This is a genomic window from Evansella halocellulosilytica (assembly GCF_002335745.1).
Lineage (GTDB): Bacteria > Bacillota > Bacilli > Bacillales > Salisediminibacteriaceae > Bacillus_CA > Bacillus_CA halocellulosilytica.
Window position 1 is genome coordinate 2,291,202 of record NZ_NIST01000001.1, and the last position, 17,918, is coordinate 2,309,119.

The 17,918-nt window shown below is 38.5% G+C and carries 19 protein-coding genes and 1 riboswitch; of the genes, 14 read left to right on the forward strand and 5 right to left on the reverse strand.

Annotated elements, in window-relative coordinates; genetic code table 11:
• Positions 1–161: 161 nt before the first annotated feature.
• Genes CD001_RS10865 through CD001_RS10875 form a run of 3 tightly spaced genes read left to right on the forward strand, consistent with a single transcriptional unit; the run spans position 162 to position 2,182 of the window.
• Positions 162–950 carry a PhzF family phenazine biosynthesis protein gene (locus CD001_RS10865; RefSeq protein ID WP_096187732.1) on the forward strand — a complete coding sequence of 263 codons (789 nt, stop codon included), beginning with the start codon at positions 162–164 and terminating at the stop codon, positions 948–950.
• A gap of 45 nt (positions 951–995) precedes the next feature.
• Positions 996–1,448: a GNAT family N-acetyltransferase gene (locus CD001_RS10870; RefSeq protein WP_096187734.1), complete on the forward strand. Its 453-nt coding sequence runs from the start codon at positions 996–998 to the stop codon at positions 1,446–1,448.
• A complete protein-coding gene (locus CD001_RS10875; RefSeq protein WP_096187736.1) occupies positions 1,448–2,182 on the forward strand; it encodes a hypothetical protein in 735 nt (244 codons plus the stop codon). The genes CD001_RS10870 and CD001_RS10875 overlap by 1 nt, the downstream gene beginning before the upstream one ends.
• A gap of 40 nt (positions 2,183–2,222) precedes the next feature.
• Here CD001_RS10875 and rsgA read toward each other — a convergent pair whose 3' ends face one another.
• The 5 genes from rsgA to CD001_RS10900 all read right to left on the reverse strand — a co-directional run bounded on the left by rsgA (position 2,223) and on the right by CD001_RS10900 (position 8,031).
• Positions 2,223–3,263, reverse strand: a complete 1,041-nt coding sequence (gene rsgA, locus CD001_RS10880; protein ID WP_096187738.1) for a ribosome small subunit-dependent GTPase A — start codon at positions 3,261–3,263, stop codon at positions 2,223–2,225.
• Between the two features lie 408 nt (positions 3,264–3,671).
• Positions 3,672–5,078 carry an ABC transporter substrate-binding protein gene (locus CD001_RS10885; protein ID WP_096187740.1) on the reverse strand — a complete coding sequence of 469 codons (1,407 nt, stop codon included), beginning with the start codon at positions 5,076–5,078 and terminating at the stop codon, positions 3,672–3,674.
• Positions 5,079–5,102: 24 nt separating this feature from the next.
• On the reverse strand, positions 5,103–5,909 hold the full coding sequence (locus CD001_RS10890) for a carbohydrate ABC transporter permease (protein ID WP_096187742.1): 807 nt from the start codon (positions 5,907–5,909) through the stop codon (positions 5,103–5,105).
• Positions 5,906–6,817, reverse strand: a complete 912-nt coding sequence (locus CD001_RS10895) for a carbohydrate ABC transporter permease (protein WP_142303660.1) — start codon at positions 6,815–6,817, stop codon at positions 5,906–5,908. The genes CD001_RS10890 and CD001_RS10895 overlap by 4 nt, the downstream gene beginning before the upstream one ends.
• 56 nt (positions 6,818–6,873) lie before the next feature.
• Complete coding sequence (locus tag CD001_RS10900) at positions 6,874–8,031, reverse strand: ABC transporter ATP-binding protein (protein ID WP_096187744.1); 1,158 nt, start codon at positions 8,029–8,031, stop codon at positions 6,874–6,876.
• 339 nt (positions 8,032–8,370) lie between these two features.
• On the opposite strand from CD001_RS10900, the gene CD001_RS10905 reads away from it, so the two are divergent.
• The 11 genes from CD001_RS10905 (at position 8,371) to CD001_RS10955 (ending at position 17,825) form a co-directional block, all read left to right on the forward strand.
• Complete coding sequence (locus CD001_RS10905) at positions 8,371–9,780, forward strand: Glu/Leu/Phe/Val family dehydrogenase (RefSeq protein WP_257009784.1); 1,410 nt, start codon at positions 8,371–8,373, stop codon at positions 9,778–9,780.
• Between the two features lie 195 nt (positions 9,781–9,975).
• Positions 9,976–10,020: riboswitch (PreQ1 riboswitch) on the forward strand.
• A 64-nt stretch (positions 10,021–10,084) separates the two neighbouring features.
• Positions 10,085–10,213: a hypothetical protein gene (locus CD001_RS26905; RefSeq protein WP_257009785.1), complete on the forward strand. Its 129-nt coding sequence runs from the start codon at positions 10,085–10,087 to the stop codon at positions 10,211–10,213.
• Between the two features lie 13 nt (positions 10,214–10,226).
• Positions 10,227–10,883: a 7-cyano-7-deazaguanine synthase QueC gene (gene queC / locus CD001_RS10915; protein ID WP_096187748.1), complete on the forward strand. Its 657-nt coding sequence runs from the start codon at positions 10,227–10,229 to the stop codon at positions 10,881–10,883.
• Between the two features lie 2 nt (positions 10,884–10,885).
• Positions 10,886–11,359 (forward strand): 6-carboxytetrahydropterin synthase QueD, encoded by a 474-nt coding sequence (gene queD / locus CD001_RS10920; protein ID WP_096187749.1) that lies wholly within the window; start codon positions 10,886–10,888, stop codon positions 11,357–11,359.
• On the forward strand, positions 11,352–12,080 hold the full coding sequence (gene queE / locus CD001_RS10925) for a 7-carboxy-7-deazaguanine synthase QueE (protein WP_096187751.1): 729 nt from the start codon (positions 11,352–11,354) through the stop codon (positions 12,078–12,080). Before queD ends, queE begins: the two co-directional genes overlap by 8 nt.
• A gap of 107 nt (positions 12,081–12,187) precedes the next feature.
• The gene (locus CD001_RS10930) at positions 12,188–12,712 is read left to right on the forward strand and encodes a cysteine hydrolase family protein (RefSeq protein ID WP_096190569.1); all 525 of its coding nucleotides are present in this window, start codon (positions 12,188–12,190) and stop codon (positions 12,710–12,712) included.
• A gap of 38 nt (positions 12,713–12,750) precedes the next feature.
• Positions 12,751–13,206, forward strand: coding sequence for an NUDIX hydrolase (locus tag CD001_RS10935; protein WP_096187753.1), 456 nt, complete (start codon positions 12,751–12,753; stop codon positions 13,204–13,206).
• Between the two features lie 37 nt (positions 13,207–13,243).
• Positions 13,244–13,951, forward strand: coding sequence for a response regulator transcription factor (locus tag CD001_RS10940; RefSeq protein WP_096187755.1), 708 nt, complete (start codon positions 13,244–13,246; stop codon positions 13,949–13,951).
• Positions 13,948–15,015 (forward strand): sensor histidine kinase, encoded by a 1,068-nt coding sequence (locus CD001_RS10945; protein ID WP_096187757.1) that lies wholly within the window; start codon positions 13,948–13,950, stop codon positions 15,013–15,015. Before CD001_RS10940 ends, CD001_RS10945 begins: the two co-directional genes overlap by 4 nt.
• A gap of 106 nt (positions 15,016–15,121) precedes the next feature.
• Complete coding sequence (locus tag CD001_RS10950; protein WP_096187760.1) at positions 15,122–15,898, forward strand: ABC transporter ATP-binding protein; 777 nt, start codon at positions 15,122–15,124, stop codon at positions 15,896–15,898.
• Positions 15,876–17,825: an FtsX-like permease family protein gene (locus CD001_RS10955; protein WP_096187761.1), complete on the forward strand. Its 1,950-nt coding sequence runs from the start codon at positions 15,876–15,878 to the stop codon at positions 17,823–17,825. The genes CD001_RS10950 and CD001_RS10955 overlap by 23 nt, the downstream gene beginning before the upstream one ends.
• Positions 17,826–17,918 lie beyond the last annotated feature (93 nt).

The following is a 17,918-nucleotide window of genomic DNA, read 5'->3' on the forward strand; positions in this document are numbered from 1 at the left end:
CATGAACGGATGTCGCACTTGTACCTAGAGGTGAAAGCGAGTAGATGGATGGCATATCAACACCTGTTATCACGGATTCAGGGATAATCATGGAAATGGATAGTTGTGATGACAATACATCATTTTTATCCTTGTAAAGGTCAACAATTGAGGTGAATGAAATGTCAGTTTACATTTATTTCGTCAATGCATTTACAAACAAAGCGTTTAAAGGAAACCCAGCAGCGATTGTTTTTTTACAAAACGAGCATTCTGAAAGTTGGATGAGTAGTGTCGCGGCCGAAATGAATCAATCTATCACAACTTTTCTATTAAAACATAATGGAAATCCCTATCAAATTAGATGGTTCACTCCTGAGAAGGAAATTCCATTATGCGGTCACGGAACATTAGGTGCAGCACATATATTATGGAATGAGTTTAATGAGACAAGTGAACGGATCTCCTTTCAATCAAATACTAGTGAGTTGTATGCAGAAAAAAAGGGAAAGAAGATTCAATTAACCTTTCCAAAAATCGATTCAACGATGGTTGAGACTCCGAATCAACTGAATGAAATACTTGGTTGTTCTATTCAATCATGCTCTTGGGCAAGTGACCGATATATCGTTGAAGTCGAGAGCGAAGAGGTGATTCACTGTATAGCGCCCAATTTTGAAAAAATGAGAGAACTTGATGGGACGGGTGTGATTGTAACGAGTCGCGGAACCGGAAGCTATGATTTTGTATCGAGGTATTTCGCACCGAAGATTGGAATAAAAGAGGATTATGTCACAGGTTCGGCTCATTGCTCATTGGCACCATATTGGAGTTCACGTTTACATAAAACAGAGTTTACTGCATATCAAGATTCAGAGCGCGGCGGAGAAGTGTCGATTCAGCTAACACAGGATCATGTTCAGTTAAGTGGAGATTGTATAACGGTATTAAAAGGGAATCTAGTAATATAAATGATCACGACTTGAAAAATAGTTTTAAAGGAAGGGGAGATAAGGATGGAAATATGGGTAAAGGATGATTTTTCTGTATGTACGAACAAAGACTATTTAAATATGAGTTTCATCCATGCGTTTTTAAGTGAAGAATCCTACTGGGCAAAAGGGAGATCGAAAGACATTGTAGAAAAATCAATTGTTAACAGCCCGTTATGCTTTGGTGTATTTCGAGGTCAACCAGGTTCCAATCAATGTGAACAAATCGGCTTTGCACGTGTTATTACAGATTTTGCAACCTTTGGATTTTTAGCAGATGTATTTATTATTCCTACGTATAGAAAAAAAGGACTCGCAAAATGGTTAATCAGATTAATCGCCAATCATGATGACCTTAAAAAATTGCGACGCTTTATGCTCGTAACGAAAGATGCCCATACATTATATAAAAAATATGGTTTTAAAACGATAGATCAGCCAGAGTTATTTATGCAAAGACTGTTGGAGGGAGATTGATGGGAGAAGTAGCACTTATTACGGTTGTTCATGATCCAAATGGGAAAAGTACAGTATTATTTAATCAGCTCCGACCGGAATTAGAAAGACTATATTCAGAGTTATTTATTACGATTAGTGATGAAACATCCCCTTTATTAATAAAAACATTGGAGAGCAGTAGTTTTCAAACGAAGCTCATTCCAAAACGAGGCGCTGCTCATGCTAGAAGAGAGACGGTCGCGTTCGGGCTGACAGGGGATAGCGACTACTTCCATTATTGTGATTTTGACCGAATATTGGCATGGGCAAAAAATCATTTGTCAGAACTTAAGGAAGTCGTCAAAGACATCACTAATCATCATTATTTAATATTAGGCAGAACAGAAAGAGCCTTTCAATCCCACCCTGAAGAATGGATTGAGACGGAAAAAATAACGAATCGAATATGTTCTTTAGAGCTTGGAAGTGAAGTCGATATTACTGCTGGATCTTGTGCTTTTTCTCGAAAAATTGCACAATACATCAAGCAATATTCTAAGGAAAAAATGACAGATGCAGAATGGGCGATGATCGTAGGTCGAATTGCTAACATGCAAGTCGACTATCGGGCTGTTAATGGACTTCAGTATATTGATGACATTAACAAGTCGAATGAACTTAATGATTCAGAAGCATGGTTAAGCAGGCTACGGTTAAGTTTCATCATCAGTGATACTGCGGTTAACGTAGGAAAGCAGACGAAGCAACAATAAGAAGAAGCTAAGAGGAGCACGCCTCTTAGCTCTAATCCATTTACCATTTCCCTTTTAACAATTCATCAGCCTGGATACGGCTAGCTCTTTGACTTCCGTACTTTTTCTTAAGATCGAGGAATCTTGCTTCACGCTGAAGTTTGCGGAAACTCTTGTATCGTTCTTTGGAGAGGTCGCCTGTGTCAATTGCTTTTTTTACTGCACAACCAGGTTCGGTGTCATGACGACAGTCGCGAAATTTACATCGTTTTTCAAGTGCTTCAATATCTTGAAACGTTTGACTTGCCGCATCTTCACTTGACCATAATTGCAATTCTCGCATCCCTGGTGTGTCGATGATGACACCTCCGTCGGGTAAAATGAATAGTTCCCGGTGTGTTGTCGTATGGCGCCCTTTTGCATCATCTTCCCTGATCCCTTGAGTTTTCTGGACTTCTTCGCCGAGGAGACGGTTAATTAATGTCGATTTACCGACACCTGAAGAACCGAGGAGTGAAATCGTATTACCAGGATGCAGAAAAGGTATAAGCTGGTCCATTCCTTCATTATGAAGAGCGTCCACTGTTAATATTGGAACTCCAATTGCGACCTCCTCAACTTGACTTATTTTCTCATCGACATCATCACATAAATCTTTTTTCGTCAAAATTAATACCGGGGATGCTCCGCTTTCATACACTTGAGTTAAATAACGTTCCATTCTTCTCAGGTTAAAATCATTATTCAATGCACTCACGAGAAATACAGTGTCAACGTTCGCAGCCATTAGCTGCTCCTGTTGTTTTTCACCGGCAGCATGGCGCGATAAAAGACTTTTACGTTCTAACACTTCATGGATAATCCCTTTTGAATCTGTCGTTGTGCAGTCAAACAGTACCCAATCACCTACGCTAGGAAAATCACGAGCATCTTCAGCAAGGTGAAAAAATTTTCCGGATACTTCGCAATGATAGCTACCATTAATTGAATAAGTCAGATATATGCCGTTCGCAGACTTAGCTACACGGCCAATCGTAAATTGAGTGTCTTTTATTTGTTCTTGAAAGTAAGTGTCAAACCCTAATTCATTTAAATCGTACAAAATATTTCCTCCTTCAAAATAACAGGAGGATAAAGCTTAATCGTTAAAAAGCGACATCCTCTCTGTTTCGTTGCTGTTTTCTATGCGACTTTCGGTTAAATACAATGCTCATAAACCATCACGCTCCTTTATAGATGTTGATGTTAGTATACCAAAGTAAACATAAAATGCCACATTCTATCTGCAAATTATTGAAACTGAAAAGAGACCGAGTCACAACCTAGTTAATAAAGGCTGAAGCGTTGCCCGCGAAAAAGAAGACACTGCAAATGCAAACGAAGTGTAGCGTGAGTAGATGTCGCACTTGTGCCTAGAGGTGAAAGTGTCTGCCATAAGCGATTCGGGCAAGTAAATTAAAATTAATGTTAAAAAAGAGGCTGACCCTTTTTGGACAGCCTCATGATTGGATTATTCAGATGCGCGTTGTGATACTTCAATCGAACGGTTGGTTCCTTCAGCTGCTTGATTTAACGCTTCCTCAGGAGAAGTTCCTTGGTACATACCTACAAGTGCTGTGACCACTTGTTCACGAGACTCAGGGAAAACCGTAATTAATGCGCCTTGTGTTGCAGACGAAGGAATCGTCTCTTGTAATTGATCAATTGGAACTCTTAATTGAGGGTAAGAGTCATGCTCCTCAGCTACAATGTCTAAGTCATACGCTGCTGGGTTTGTTGCGAAATATCCAGTATTGACGTGCCAAGCTGCTTGAACTTCTGGTTCATTGAAAAACTTCATAAAATCCCAAGCACCTTGCTGCTGCCCTTCACTAATGCCATCCCCCATCCAAACGGATGCTCCTCCAATGACAACACCGTTTCGTTCAATTTCATCGGCATGCGGAATAAATGTGACGCCGACTTCAAACGGAGCGTTGTCAACGGCACCTTTGATCCCTGCAGAAGAGTCCATGTACATAGCAACATTTTCAGTTTGGAAAGCAGCTCGAATATCATCCCAGTCGCGTCCGAAGTAATTAAATGTTCCAGCTTCATTCATGTCATTTAACCATTCGAATACGCGAAGGCCTTCTTCGTTGTCAAAATTAGCTTCTGTTGCTTCATCACTTCTGCCGTTATCATTGTTTACATAGTCGATCCCTTGTGTAGCCATTAGCTGTTCAAAAAACCAACCATATCCGAGCATTGAAAACCCATATGTATCATCGATTGTCAACAACTCTGCTGCCTCTTTTATTTCATTAAATGTCGATGGTGGGTTTTCCGGATCTAGTCCTGCTTCTTCAAACATATCGATATTATAATAAAGAGCAGGTGTTGATGAGTTGAATGGCATCGAGTAAAGTTGATCATCGACCGTATAATAGCTTAAAATATTTTCTTCAAGCTGATGAATGTCATAGCCATCTTGGTCAATCCATTCTTGAACAGGAATAATATAGTCACTTTCGATCATATACTTCGTTCCTACTTCAAACATTTGAATTAATCCAGGAGCTGTTTCTGTGCCACCGACTGTTCTGAATTGAGTTAACAATTCTTCGTAGGATCCTTGATATTCGGGAATGATCACATATTGTTCCTGAGAGTTGTTATACTCCTCAACAAGTGCTTCTAGCGTGTCACCTAAGCCGCCACCCATTGCATGCCAGAACTCAATTTCTACGATGTCATCACCATTTTGTTGACTTTCTTCTACATCTTCTTCATTTCCTTCATCGTTTACTTCGTCATTTTCTTCAGAGTTATTATCATCATTTTGATCATTTGGTTCAGCAGCTGTTTCTTCATCATTACAAGCAGTTCCGATTAAGAGACTTGCAAAAATAACGAAAAATAACATGATTCTTTTCATTAATAAACCTCCTAAAAATGAATGCTATTTAATGGCTCCTTTAGTCAAGCCTTTTTGAAGCTGTTTCTGTCCGACTGTCAGTAAAAGTAATGTAGGGACAATGACGATGACAACTCCTGCCATTACGACGCCCCAGTTAGTTGCAACTTCGTCAGCTTGCAGTCTACGAAGACCAATTTGAACGGTTCGCACTGTATCATTTGTCGTAACAAGAAGTGGCCATAAATACATGTTCCATGTGGTTAGAAAACCGTAAATACCTAATGTGACAAAGCTCGTTTTTGCGTAAGGAATCACCACCTTATAAAAAAATTGGAATTTTGATAAGCCTTCTACTTGAGCTGCTTCATGTAATTCGAGTGGAACGGTTTTAAAATGTTGACGTAGAAGGAAGGTACCAAAGGCTAATGCAAAAAACGGGACGGTCATCGCTAAGTAGCTATTCATCCATCCGAATGATTGGATCGTTAAAAAGTTCGGAATCATCGTTGCTTCCCAAGGAATTAATAGTGTCGAGATGAATAATAAAAACACGGCTTGTCTTCCTTTGAACGGCACAAAAGCAAAAATATATGCAGCTAAAGCGCTGACGATCAACATTCCTAAAGTCGCGATAGACGAAACGATAAAGCTGTTCATTAAATAATGTAAGATCGGGACTGAATTGAAAATGTAATTATAGTTTTCGATTGTAGGCTCACTCGGAATTACAGCCCGGCTCATCACATCTTGACTAGGCATAAAGCTAACAGAGAATGCGTACAAAATTGGAAAGAACATGACCAATGCTGAAAGTGTTAGCAAAAAATATAAGAATAGTTTCCTAATCATTGATAATGAACCTTCCTTTCTCCGAATTTAAATTGAAGTAATGTTAATACTAGAACAGCTAAAAACAGGAGGATCGCCTGTGCACTGGCAGGACCAAACTGGTAATAAATAAATGCTTCACGATAAATTGAATAAATAATTAAATTTGTCGCTTCAGCTGGTCCACCACCTGTTAAAATGTCGATTTGACCGAATGATTGAAAGGAATTGATAAATGTGATAGTAATTATGAAAAATAAAGTAGGTGATAGCATAGGGACCGTAATTCGACGTAGTTGATAAAAATAACTAGCACCATCAATTCTCGAACTTTCGTAAAGGTCACGATCAATATTTTGCAGCCCGCCAAGAATAATTAAGAAAGAAAACCCAGTATTCATCCAAACGGTCGTGATCGCGACTGAGATGAGTGCCATTGTTGAATCTTGCAGCCAATTAACAGAAGGGAGGTTTATAAGTGATAAGAAGCTGTTCAAAACCCCTGCTGTCGGATGGAACATAAAAAGCCATATGACCGCTGATGCTGCTACACTCATTCCAAGAGTGGAAGCAAAAATTGTCCTGAATATGCCAATTCCTTTTAAATTTTCATTTGCGATCAACGCAAGAAATAAGGCGAGTATGACACTAGGAGGCACCGTATACAGCACAAAGAGTAAGGTTGCAACAACACTTTTACGAAAAGATTCTGACTGAAATAAATACAAATAATTTTCCCAACCAACAAAAGTAGTTGGCTCACCTTGGGCATCTGTAAAGAAAAAGCTTAAATAAAGAGAATTGATCATCGGATAAAACATGAAAAGACTAAACAACACAATGGAGGGGAGAAGATAAAGCAATGCAATACGATAATTTTCTGTTCTTCTCCAAAACGATTCTTTAGTATGTACACGGTGCTTTTTAATCGATTCTGCTACAGTTTTTGAGTACTTGTTATTAATCGTTTCATTTAGTGCTTCTTTCAAAACAGATGCACCCCTTGTTCAATTGGACGGTGAAATGATTTAGGAGAAATCCTGAGATTGATCGTTTGACCAGTAAGTCGGTCAAAAAAGTGAATATGTTTATGACTGACGGAAAATGAAAGTTTTTCCCCTTGTTTATACCGCCATTGTCCCGGTATTTTCGCTTTCCAAATGTTATTTCCGAGCTCAAATGCAACTAATGTTTCATTACCGAGAATTTCAACATTTTTACACTTTGTATTGAACGTAACGCGATCGAATGAATCATCATCAATCGATGATTCTGGCACTAGGTGTTCAGGGCGTATGCCAATATTTACAGAACGATCATTCAAAATATCTTGGCTTTTGTTATTTAGTGGTAAAACAAAAGAATTTTCAATAGAAAGATTCGAATATTTCCCTTTATTTTCAGCTGGTGAAATGTTCATCGGTGGTGAACCGATAAAATTTGCTACGAATTCATTCGTTGGATGATTATAGATTTCCAAAGGGTCCCCAATTTGTTGTACTTCACCATCTTTTAGTACCATGATTCGGTCGCCCATCGTCATTGCTTCAACTTGGTCATGTGTCACGTAAATCATCGTTATTCCTAATTTTTGTTGGAGTTGCCTGATTTCAGTTCTCATTTGGCCACGGAGTTTAGCATCTAAGTTAGATAATGGTTCATCCATTAAACAAATTGGCATTTGACTGACGACTGCTCGAGCCAGTGCAACTCGCTGACGTTGTCCGCCTGATAATTCGCGAGGCTTTCTTTTTAAATAATCGGTCATTCCTAACATTGTTGCTGCTTCCATACAGCGCTTCTTTTGTTCGTTTTTGGAGACTTTACGTACTTTCAATCCAAATATAATATTTTCTTCAACCGTTAAATGAGGGTAGAGTGCATAATTTTGAAAAACCATTGAAATGTTTCGTTTATTAGGAGGTGTTGTGTTAGCAAATTGACCATCAATCCAAACTTCTCCAGCAGTAATTTCTTCAAGTCCAGCTATCATTCTGAGCAATGTACTTTTTCCACATCCAGATGGTCCGACTAAAATAAAAAACTCTCCAGGTTGAATCGTCACACTTGCTTCTTTTACAGCGAAATCTTCACCGTTATAACTTTTTGTCAAGTTTCTCAACTCTACACTTGTCTCAATCATCAAATCCCCCCTCGATCCTATAAACATAACTGTTTCTACTAATTAACATTAACTCACGAATATTGACGCCATATTAATTGAATATGGAGTATCGTAATGATTTGGTAAAAAAGATGAACAATATGAATGGATGATCTTATTGTGTTCAATAGTGTAAATGAAGCTATGAAGTGAGAGTAACTTCGTTTATACTAGCAGACAGAAGTCGCATTTCCTTTGATCGTGTAAATGTCAACTAAGGCTTTCGTTATTACTTGGTAATAAGCTAAGTTTTGTTTAAAATGAAAGCGGACGTGAATTAGGAAACCGAAAAAGGATGAGAGAAGGGGTGTTTGCAAAGTGACAATTTCTGAGACACAGCAGATGATGAAACAAATGATGGTGCACATTGAAAAAGATGAAGAGTTTCTGCCAAAGCTCCGTGGTGATGATCGGGTAAAGGTGTTTCAATCCGCTACAGAAGTATTAACAACGACAGATAAAGTTGTGAAAAGCTACATACGAGTATCAAGGGATGATAGAAAAATTGAACGGATACCAGCTTATCGCATCCAACACAATAATATTGCAGGTTTCTATAAAGGTGGAATTCGTTTTAGTGAGATGGTGAATGAAGAGGAGGTCGAAAATTTAGCTGTTTTGATGACATTAAAAAATGCCTTGCATAACCTTCCTTACGGTGGAGCTAAGGGCGGGGTTGTTCTTAACCCGAAAGATTATTCTGAACGAGAGCTTAACTTAGTTTCTAAAAAATATGTACAGCGCTTTGCTCCGGATATTGGTCCAACTCATGACATCCCGGCTCCTGATATGGGAACAGATGAACGAATCATGGATTGGATGGTCGGAGAATACAAAACGATTCATCCTGGAGGAAACTATTTAGGTGCCTTTACAGGGAAGAGTATTGATAATGGTGGGGCGAAAGGTCGTAGAGAAGCAACTGGACGTGGAGTATATCGAAGCTATTGGTGGCTCGTTCATCAATGGGCGAGAAAACAAAAGGACCAAGAGGAGCTAATTCCTAAAGGTGTGCATTTCCAGCAATATAAAAAGTTGAAAGAGGTTTATGAGAAGAGTCATGATGGGCATCCAGTTCAACTGGCAGTGCAAGGGTTTGGGAATGTTGGTTCGGTTGCTGCATTGATGGCTTATGAATGTCCAGATATTAATCATCACGTTGTGTCTGTCAGTGATCACATTGCTACGTTGTTTCATAAAGATGGATTGGACATACCAAAACTAATCGCATTTCAGGAGAACTACGGTCAATTGCCAAATACAGAGCAACAATTAGAAGAGTACGGAATTGAGGCGGAGATTCTAGAACGTGATGAGATTCTTACATTACATGTTGATGTACTCATATTAGCAGCGATCGAAGATGTGATTACAAGAAAGAATGTCGAAGAAATGAAGGCAGAGATTTTTGTAGAAGGAGCGAACGCACCGATAACAACGGAAGCTGACCATTATTTGTACGAGCAAGGAAAGGTTGTTATTCCTGACATTTTAGCCAATGCAGGTGGGGTAATGGTTTCGTATCTAGAATGGAAGCAAGACCGAATTACTCAATATTACTCAGAGCAAGAAGTGCTAGAAGAAATGTATACTCAAATGGAAGATAGCTGCAAAAGAGTTTTTAACGAGTATTTTTCTAGAGGAATAAACGGGATTCGACATACGTGCTACATCAATGCACTAAAACGACTATTCACACTCATGTATAAGCACGGAAAACTGTTTTAACAGGCATCATCAAATATTCCGAAAAGAAGACCCCATGTTCTTCCAGGTGCCTGGCACCTGGGAGATTTTGGGTATTATACTCTTCGTATAGATGTTAATGATAGCGACTTTCCAAACTATTCTAATGCTGAGGATGATTTGATATGTTATAATGCATTTTGCAACTGAAAAGCAACTCTGTACATGATCATTCGTACAGGCGAGGTTCTAGCCAAACCCTCGATAAAAAACTAAGGAAAAGACATGTCCTTAGGGGCGGTCTATTTTTATTCTCTTTTTTCGTTATTGTGGCAAAACATAGAAGTTGCGTCAACTCGTAGAGAAGTTGCGCACGATCAGAGAGAAGTTGCGCACGATCAAAGAGAAGTTGCGTCAACACAGAGAGAAGTTGCGTCAACACAGAGAGAAGCTGCGCCGAAATAGAAAGTTGTAAGGAGCGAAAATAAATGAAAAATGACAAAGCGATTGTTGTGTTTAGCGGAGGACAAGACAGCACAACATGTTTATTTTGGGCAAAAGAGAAATTTAAAGAAGTGGAAGCCGTGACATTCAATTACAACCAACGTCACGAACTAGAAATTGACGTTGCCAAGAATATCACAGAAGAATTAAATGTAAAGCACCACGTGCTCGACATGTCATTGTTAAATCAACTAGCTCCGAATGCATTAACACGTGATGACATTGATATAGAAGAAAAAGAAGGAGAACTTCCGTCCACGTTTGTACCAGGACGTAACCTTGTCTTTTTATCATTTGCTGCGATTCTCGCAAAGCAAGTCGGTGCAAAGCACTTAATTACAGGTGTTTGCGAAACAGACTTTAGCGGTTACCCGGACTGTCGTGATGTGTTTATTAAATCACTAAATGTTACCTTGAATTTGTCGATGGACGATCAGTTTGTCATCCATACGCCCCTCATGTGGCTGGACAAAGCAGAAACATGGGAATTGGCAGACGAGCTCAATTCACTCGATTATATACGAGAAAAAACATTAACTTGTTACAACGGTATAATTGCAGACGGCTGTGGTGAATGCCCAGCATGTAAACTACGTAAAAATGGCTTAGATTCATATTTAAAGGAAAAAGGAGATTCATAATTATGTACGACTTTAAAATTGTCGACAATTTACAAAAAATTGATAAAGATATTAAACGAAGTCAATTAAAATATCATCATAAACGGGTACTTGTTAGTAAAGAATTCACATTCGATGCTGCTCATCACCTTCATTGCTATGAAGGGAAATGCAAAAACCTCCATGGTCATACGTATAAAGTGATTTTTGGTATTAGTGGTTTTGTTGATGAGACAGGGCTAATGATGGATTTTGGAGATATTAAAGAAATATGGAAAAATGAGATTGAAATCTTTCTTGATCACCGTTATTTAAATGAAATGCTGCCGCCGATGAATACGACAGCTGAAAATATGGTCGTTTGGATTTATGAAAAAATGTCAGAAGCACTCGAGAAAAGAAACTCAGGTCAACAAGAGCGTGTCGAATTTGTACGTTTGTATGAAACTCCGACAAGCTATGCGGAAGTGAAGCGGGAGTGGATGGAAAGTGAGTAAAATCCCTGTACTTGAAGTATTCGGTCCGACGATTCAAGGAGAAGGAATGGTAGTTGGTCAAAAAACGATGTTCGTTCGAACAGCAGGCTGTGATTATGCTTGTTCATGGTGTGACTCAGCTTTTACTTGGGATGGAAGTGCGAAAGATGAGATTGTTCAAATGACTGCAGAACAAGTTTGGCAGCAGCTTCTTGAAGTTGGCGGGCAAACATTTTCACACGTCACGATTTCTGGAGGCAACCCTGCACTCATCCGATCAATCGGTGAACTTGTTGAACTTCTTCATGAAAACAACGTTGAAGTTGCGCTCGAAACACAAGGGAGCAAATGGCAAGATTGGTTTCTTCAAATTGATGATCTGACTTTGTCGCCAAAACCACCGAGCTCAAGCATGAACGTCGATTTGGCAAAACTTGATTATATTGTGCGTCAATTAATAGAGAGCGAACGTCAACGTTTCGTCAGTTTAAAAGTTGTCATTTTTAATGAAGGAGATTACGAGTTTGCTAAAAAAATAAGTAAACGGTATCCAAAGCTTTCTCTCTATTTACAAGTAGGAAATGATCATGTTGTTACAAAAGACGACACAGCTTTACGTCATGAGCTATTACAGAAGTATGAATGGCTCATTGACTTAACGATGAAGGACCATGAATTAACGAACATCCGTGTATTACCCCAGCTTCACACACTCGTCTGGGGGAACAAACGCGGAGTATAAAAATAGAGCACATGGTTTTCAAAAAAGGAACCCATGTGTTTTCTACATTTAAGGTTGGATATTTATGTTAAAATGACTACATAAAATTGAAAAGAGAGGTTGTTATGATGATGAAAACGGCTCTTATGATTATTGATGTTCAAAATGACATGTTTGCTGAAGGGAACCCTGTTTTTAACGGAAAAAAATTGATAAAAAATATTCAAATGTTATTGGAAGAAGCACGTTCCAAAGGGGTTCCGGTCTTTTTTGTACAACATGAAGAAGGGAAAGGGACACCGATGGAATATGGAACGAAAGGATGGGAAATTCATCCTGACATTGAACCGTTGCTAGAGGAGACGATCATTCATAAAAAAACACCTGATTCTTTCTACGAAACAACATTAGAAGAAAACTTGAAAAAACAAGGAATCAATCATCTTATTTTAGCTGGTATCCAAACGGATGTTTGTGTCGATACGACGTGCAGACGAGCATTCAGCATGGGGTACAAAGTCACATTAGTTTCTGATACACATAGCACATGGGGGACAAAAGAGTTATCAGCTGAACAAATTATTCATCATCATAATCAACTGTTACGCTGGTTTGCTGATGTTAAGCCTATGAGTGAAATTACATTTCATTAATGGTGAGATGAAGAAATGAACGAAGGAGCATAAAACAAGTGGGATATGTCGAAGACTTACGTAAAATTGTCGGACATCGTCCGCTCATTTTAGTTGGAGCTGTCGTTGTCGTCGTCGATGAGCATGGAAGAATTTTATTACAACAACGTAAATACCCAAAAGGGACATGGGGCTTGCCTGGAGGGTTACTAGAATTAACGGAGTCGACTGAGGAAGCAGCAAGACGTGAAGTATATGAAGAGACTGGGTTAACTGTCAATGATCTCACATTATTAAACGTATACTCGGGAAAAGACTATTTTGTTAGAGCAGAAAATGGCGATGAGTTTTATGCTGTTACTGTTGCCTACTCTACCAAAAACTATGAAGGAAAGCTAGAAGCAGACCGTAATGAATCAGTCCAGCTCACCTTTTGTTATCCGAAAGATTTTCCAGAAAACTTCATTGGAAGTCATCGGCGAATACTTGATGACTATGTCGACCATTCTTTATAAATGAATCTTTATCGTGAACGGACGGGGAAGTGAAAGTATGTATCAAATTTTATTAGTAGAAGACGACCATAAGATTGCTTCGATCTTAACGAATTATTTAATACGCTACGGTTATCAAGTACACGTCGCAGAAAATTTAGCTGCGGTTGACGAGGAATTTGCTGCTGTTAAACCGGACCTTGTGTTACTTGATGTCAATTTGCCTTACTATGACGGCTTTTATTGGTGCAGACAAATTCGCATGCAATCGAAAGTGCCAATCCTATTTATTTCTGCTCGCACGGAAGAAATGAATCAAGTAATGGCGATTGAATATGGCGGAGATGACTATATAACGAAACCTTTTAACTTGGAAGTTGTCTTGGCAAAAATAAAAAGTACGTTAAGAAGAGCTTATGGTGAATATGCGATTTCAGCAAGACAAGATGAACAAAAATTAGAAAAAGCAGGACTCATCCTTCACCCGAATCAGTTCACTGTTGAATATAAAGGTGAACAAATCGTGTTAACAAAAAACGAGTTCCAACTTCTTCGTACGTTATTTCAGTCTTACAACGCGGTTGTAAGTCGGGAAGAATTACTCGAAGCGTTATGGGACGAAGATGCGTTTGTTGATGATAATACCTTGACGGTTAATGTTACGAGAGTGAGAAAAAAGCTGACAGAAATTCATGTTGAGAATGCGATTCACACTGTTCGAGGCAAAGGTTACAGGTTATTCATAAAAGGGGACGAGCCATTATGAAGCTGAAACATTTTCTAGGAGATCGTCTCATCCTCCTTATATTTTTCGTTATTTTTGTTAGTACAGTTTTACTCGTGTACAGCTTATCACTTATAGAAGTTGGCTTGTCACCATCAATGGGCAACCTTCTTTATATGATCATTCTCGCTGTTTTCCTGCTCATCATATTTTTCCTTATCGATTATTTTCGTCACAAACGATTGTATCAACAAATCAATCGAATGAATGAGTTGAACAGTCCAACTTTTGATCAAATTGATGCATTAATGAATATTCAGCCAATCACATATGAACAGCAGCAATGGATAAATCTCATAAAGATAACTAACGCAGCTGGAAGAGCTGAAGTTACAGATGAAATGAAGCAAAGAGAGCAGTATGAGGTTCTTATCCACCAGTGGGTGCATCAAATGAAAACGCCAGTGTCGGTTATTTCACTTATCGCCCAGGAGGGAAAAACGAGGTTTCATGATCATCATATGAAGCACTGTATAGAAGAAATTGAAGAAGAAAATGATAAATTTAGGCGTGGACTTGACATTATTCTCCACGGAGCAAGGGTACGGAACTTTGCAGAAGATATAACACCAACTAAAATGAATCTCGTCTCTTTAGTGAAAAATGTCATTAATGATGATCGTAAGCAATTTATAAAACGGGGACTCTATCCAAAACTAATAACGAAAAATGAACAGATCTTTATCTATAGTGATGAAAAGTGGCTTCGTTTTGCGATAAGTCAGGTGCTTTACAATGCCTTGAAATATTCGGTCCAAGGTAACGACGATCATATTACATTTGAAGTTATTGAAAAGAATAAAATTGTAAAGCTTAACGTCATTGATCATGGAGTAGGCATTCCGCGTCATGATCTCAAACGAGTGTTTCAGCCATTTTTTACAGGGGAGAATGGCAGACACTATCAAGAATCAACTGGAATGGGACTTTATTTAGTGAAAGAAATTTGTACGTCGTTAGGTCATACTGTATCCGTTGATGCTGAACCTGAAAAAGGGACAACTGTATCGTTCACGTTTGAATCTGAAACCTTACATGGTATGTGACAAAAATGTAAGGTTCTTTACGGTTATGAAAGAAACTTCGATGGCAGACAAGATTCCAGAGAACGTATACTTAGTGTTGTCAAAAGGTTAAAGGAGGCAGTTATCGATGGAAATATTGAAAGCAGAAGACTTATCGAAAATCTACACCCAGAAGAAAGGGGAACTTTCTTTTAAGGCACTTGACCGTTTTTCTCTCGAGGTTGATAAAGGAGAAATGGTTGCAGTTATGGGGCCATCAGGAAGTGGAAAAACGACATTTTTAAATATTATTGCAACGATTGATAAGCCAACATCAGGAAAAGTCATCATTAATGATACAGATCCACGTCACTTAAAAAACGATAAGCTTGCACTGTTTAGACGAAGAGAAATTGGCTTTGTGTTCCAAGATTTTAATTTGCTAGATACATTAACGGTTCGGGAGAACATTTTACTTCCTCTTGCCCTGGACAATTATTCAACAAAAGAAATGAATCGACGAATCACTGAGTTAGCAAATATTTTAGGAATTACTGACATTTTGGAGAAACGAACGTATGAGATTTCGGGGGGACAGCAGCAAAGGGCAGCCGTTGCGCGTGCGATTATTCATGAACCTTCGATTATTTTAGCTGATGAACCGACAGGAAACTTAGATTCTAAATCGGCAAAACAAGTCATGAACGCATTTTCCCTCCTACAACAGGAGAAAGGTGCGACAACCTTAATCGTTACACATGATCCGACAGCAGCTAGCTTTTGTGACCGAGTGCTCTTTATTAAAGACGGAAAATTCTTTTCTGAAGTTTATAAAGGGAAGAATCAAGAGACCTTCTATAAGCGAATTCTTGATACATTGAGCGTTCTCGGAGGTGACTTTCATGAACATTCGTCACCTAGCTAAACGAAACATTGAAGGCAACGCCAAACGATACTTGGCATATTTTTTAAGCTGTATTTTTGCCGTCACAATCTTTTATATGTATGCAGCCTTTATTTTTCACCCAGACGTCATTGAAGGAGAAATGAAAGGAGCAGCTGTTACGAGAAGAGGAATGATCGCAGCAGAAATCATCATTATCATTTTTTCTGTCTTTTTTATTTCTTATTCAAATGGAGCCTTTCTTCAGACGAGAAAAAAAGAATTTGGTTTGTTGACACTTTTTGGGATGTCTAAGGGACAGCTTCGAAAACTTATCTATTTTGAACAAACGATCGTTTCGATTTTGGCAATTGTTGTTGGAGTTGGACTCGGACTGTTATTTTCGAAATTATTTCTGATGCTCATGTCTGCACTTCTTTCTGTAGATAGTCCGATTGAATTTATGCTCGTTCCTGAAGCATTTCTGTATACGATTGGTGGATTTTTCATTTTATTTCAACTGTTAACGTTGCTTGGGTTGTTCAAAGTTGGCAAGCAGGAGCCAATAGATTTGTTAAAAGAAGCAAGCAAACCGAAAAATACACCGCTATTTTCTTATTGGCTCGTCCTTTTAACTGTTGTCTGTTTAAGTATAACGTACTACTTAGCAGCAACAATAGCAATGCTTAACGTTTTTGGAAGGATTTTGCCGATTTTGTTCTTTGTATTAGTCGGAACTTATTTTCTGTTTACTCAAGGAAGCGTTGCAGTTATGAAATCGATTTACGGAAAAAAATCGAGACTGTACCGCGGAACGAATCTTGTAACAGATACGAATATGTTGTTCCATGTGAGAGACTTTTCAAAAATGTTTTTCCTCACCTCGGTCATTACTGCAGTTATTTTAACGGCAGCAGGCACCATTTTTATGTTTTATGCGGATTTAAAAGATCAAAGCGAAAGGAATATGCCTCAAGCGATAGGCTGGGTGGAAAATAACGCAGAACAACATTCAATTATTGAACCGGACAAAGTGAGGAAGACATTGAATGATGGAGGTTTCGAGATTCTGTATGAAGTCGATATTGTCGGTGTTCCTGTGTCTCATTTCATGGAGAATGTTACCGGAGAAAGAGTAGAAGGTGAAGCACTCCTTTTACCGGAAAGCGAAATTAATCGGATTCTGGAAAAAAGAGGATTTGCAACGATAGAATTGCGAGATAATCAAGCGGTCTATAATTATCCATATGAGTACCTTGAATATGATTTTTTCGAGAAAGACGAACATTTAGAGATTCAAGTGCAAAACTTAACCGAGGAAGTAGTTATAATAGAACAGTTAAATAAAGGAGTCATTGCTCCTATTGGAATTGCTACATCATCGATCATTGTGAGAGACCAACTTTACGAACAAATATCTAATGAAGTCCCTCTTTCTAATAAAGCTCGTGTACACGGCTTTGAAATGGATAATTGGGAACAAGCAATAGAGGTATCAGAAATGATTGAAGCTGAAGCTAACCTTGACGGTGCAGAACATCAATTACAAACGAGAGCGACTGGCTTCCAATCGATAAAACAAGGTAGCGCATTGACGCTGTTTATCGGGTTATTCGTCAGTCTATTATTTTTTATCGTTCAAGGCAGTATGATTTATCTAAAACTATTTACGACGATTGAAGATAAAAAAATGCAAATCTATTCGTTATTTCGCGTAGGGTTAACTCGTAAAGAAATCCGGAAAATTTTAAATCATGAAGTAGCGATGTTATTTTTTATCCCATTTGTCATTGGAACGGTGCATGCTTTGTTTGCTTATGTAGCGTTAAGCAATTTATTAGCAGCCAATTTAACTAGATATGCTGCACTCGTCATCGGAATTTACTTTATATTGCAGCTTTCGTATTACTTAATCACAAGAAAGCTTTATGCAAAATCTGTCACAAATGATATAAGGTATACGAATTAAGTGAAAACAGAATACTTGGAAACAGTAAAGCGACTGAAAAAGGGGCTCGTTCATCTTAAATGATCAGCTCCTTTTTTAGTCTTTTTTTCCTTG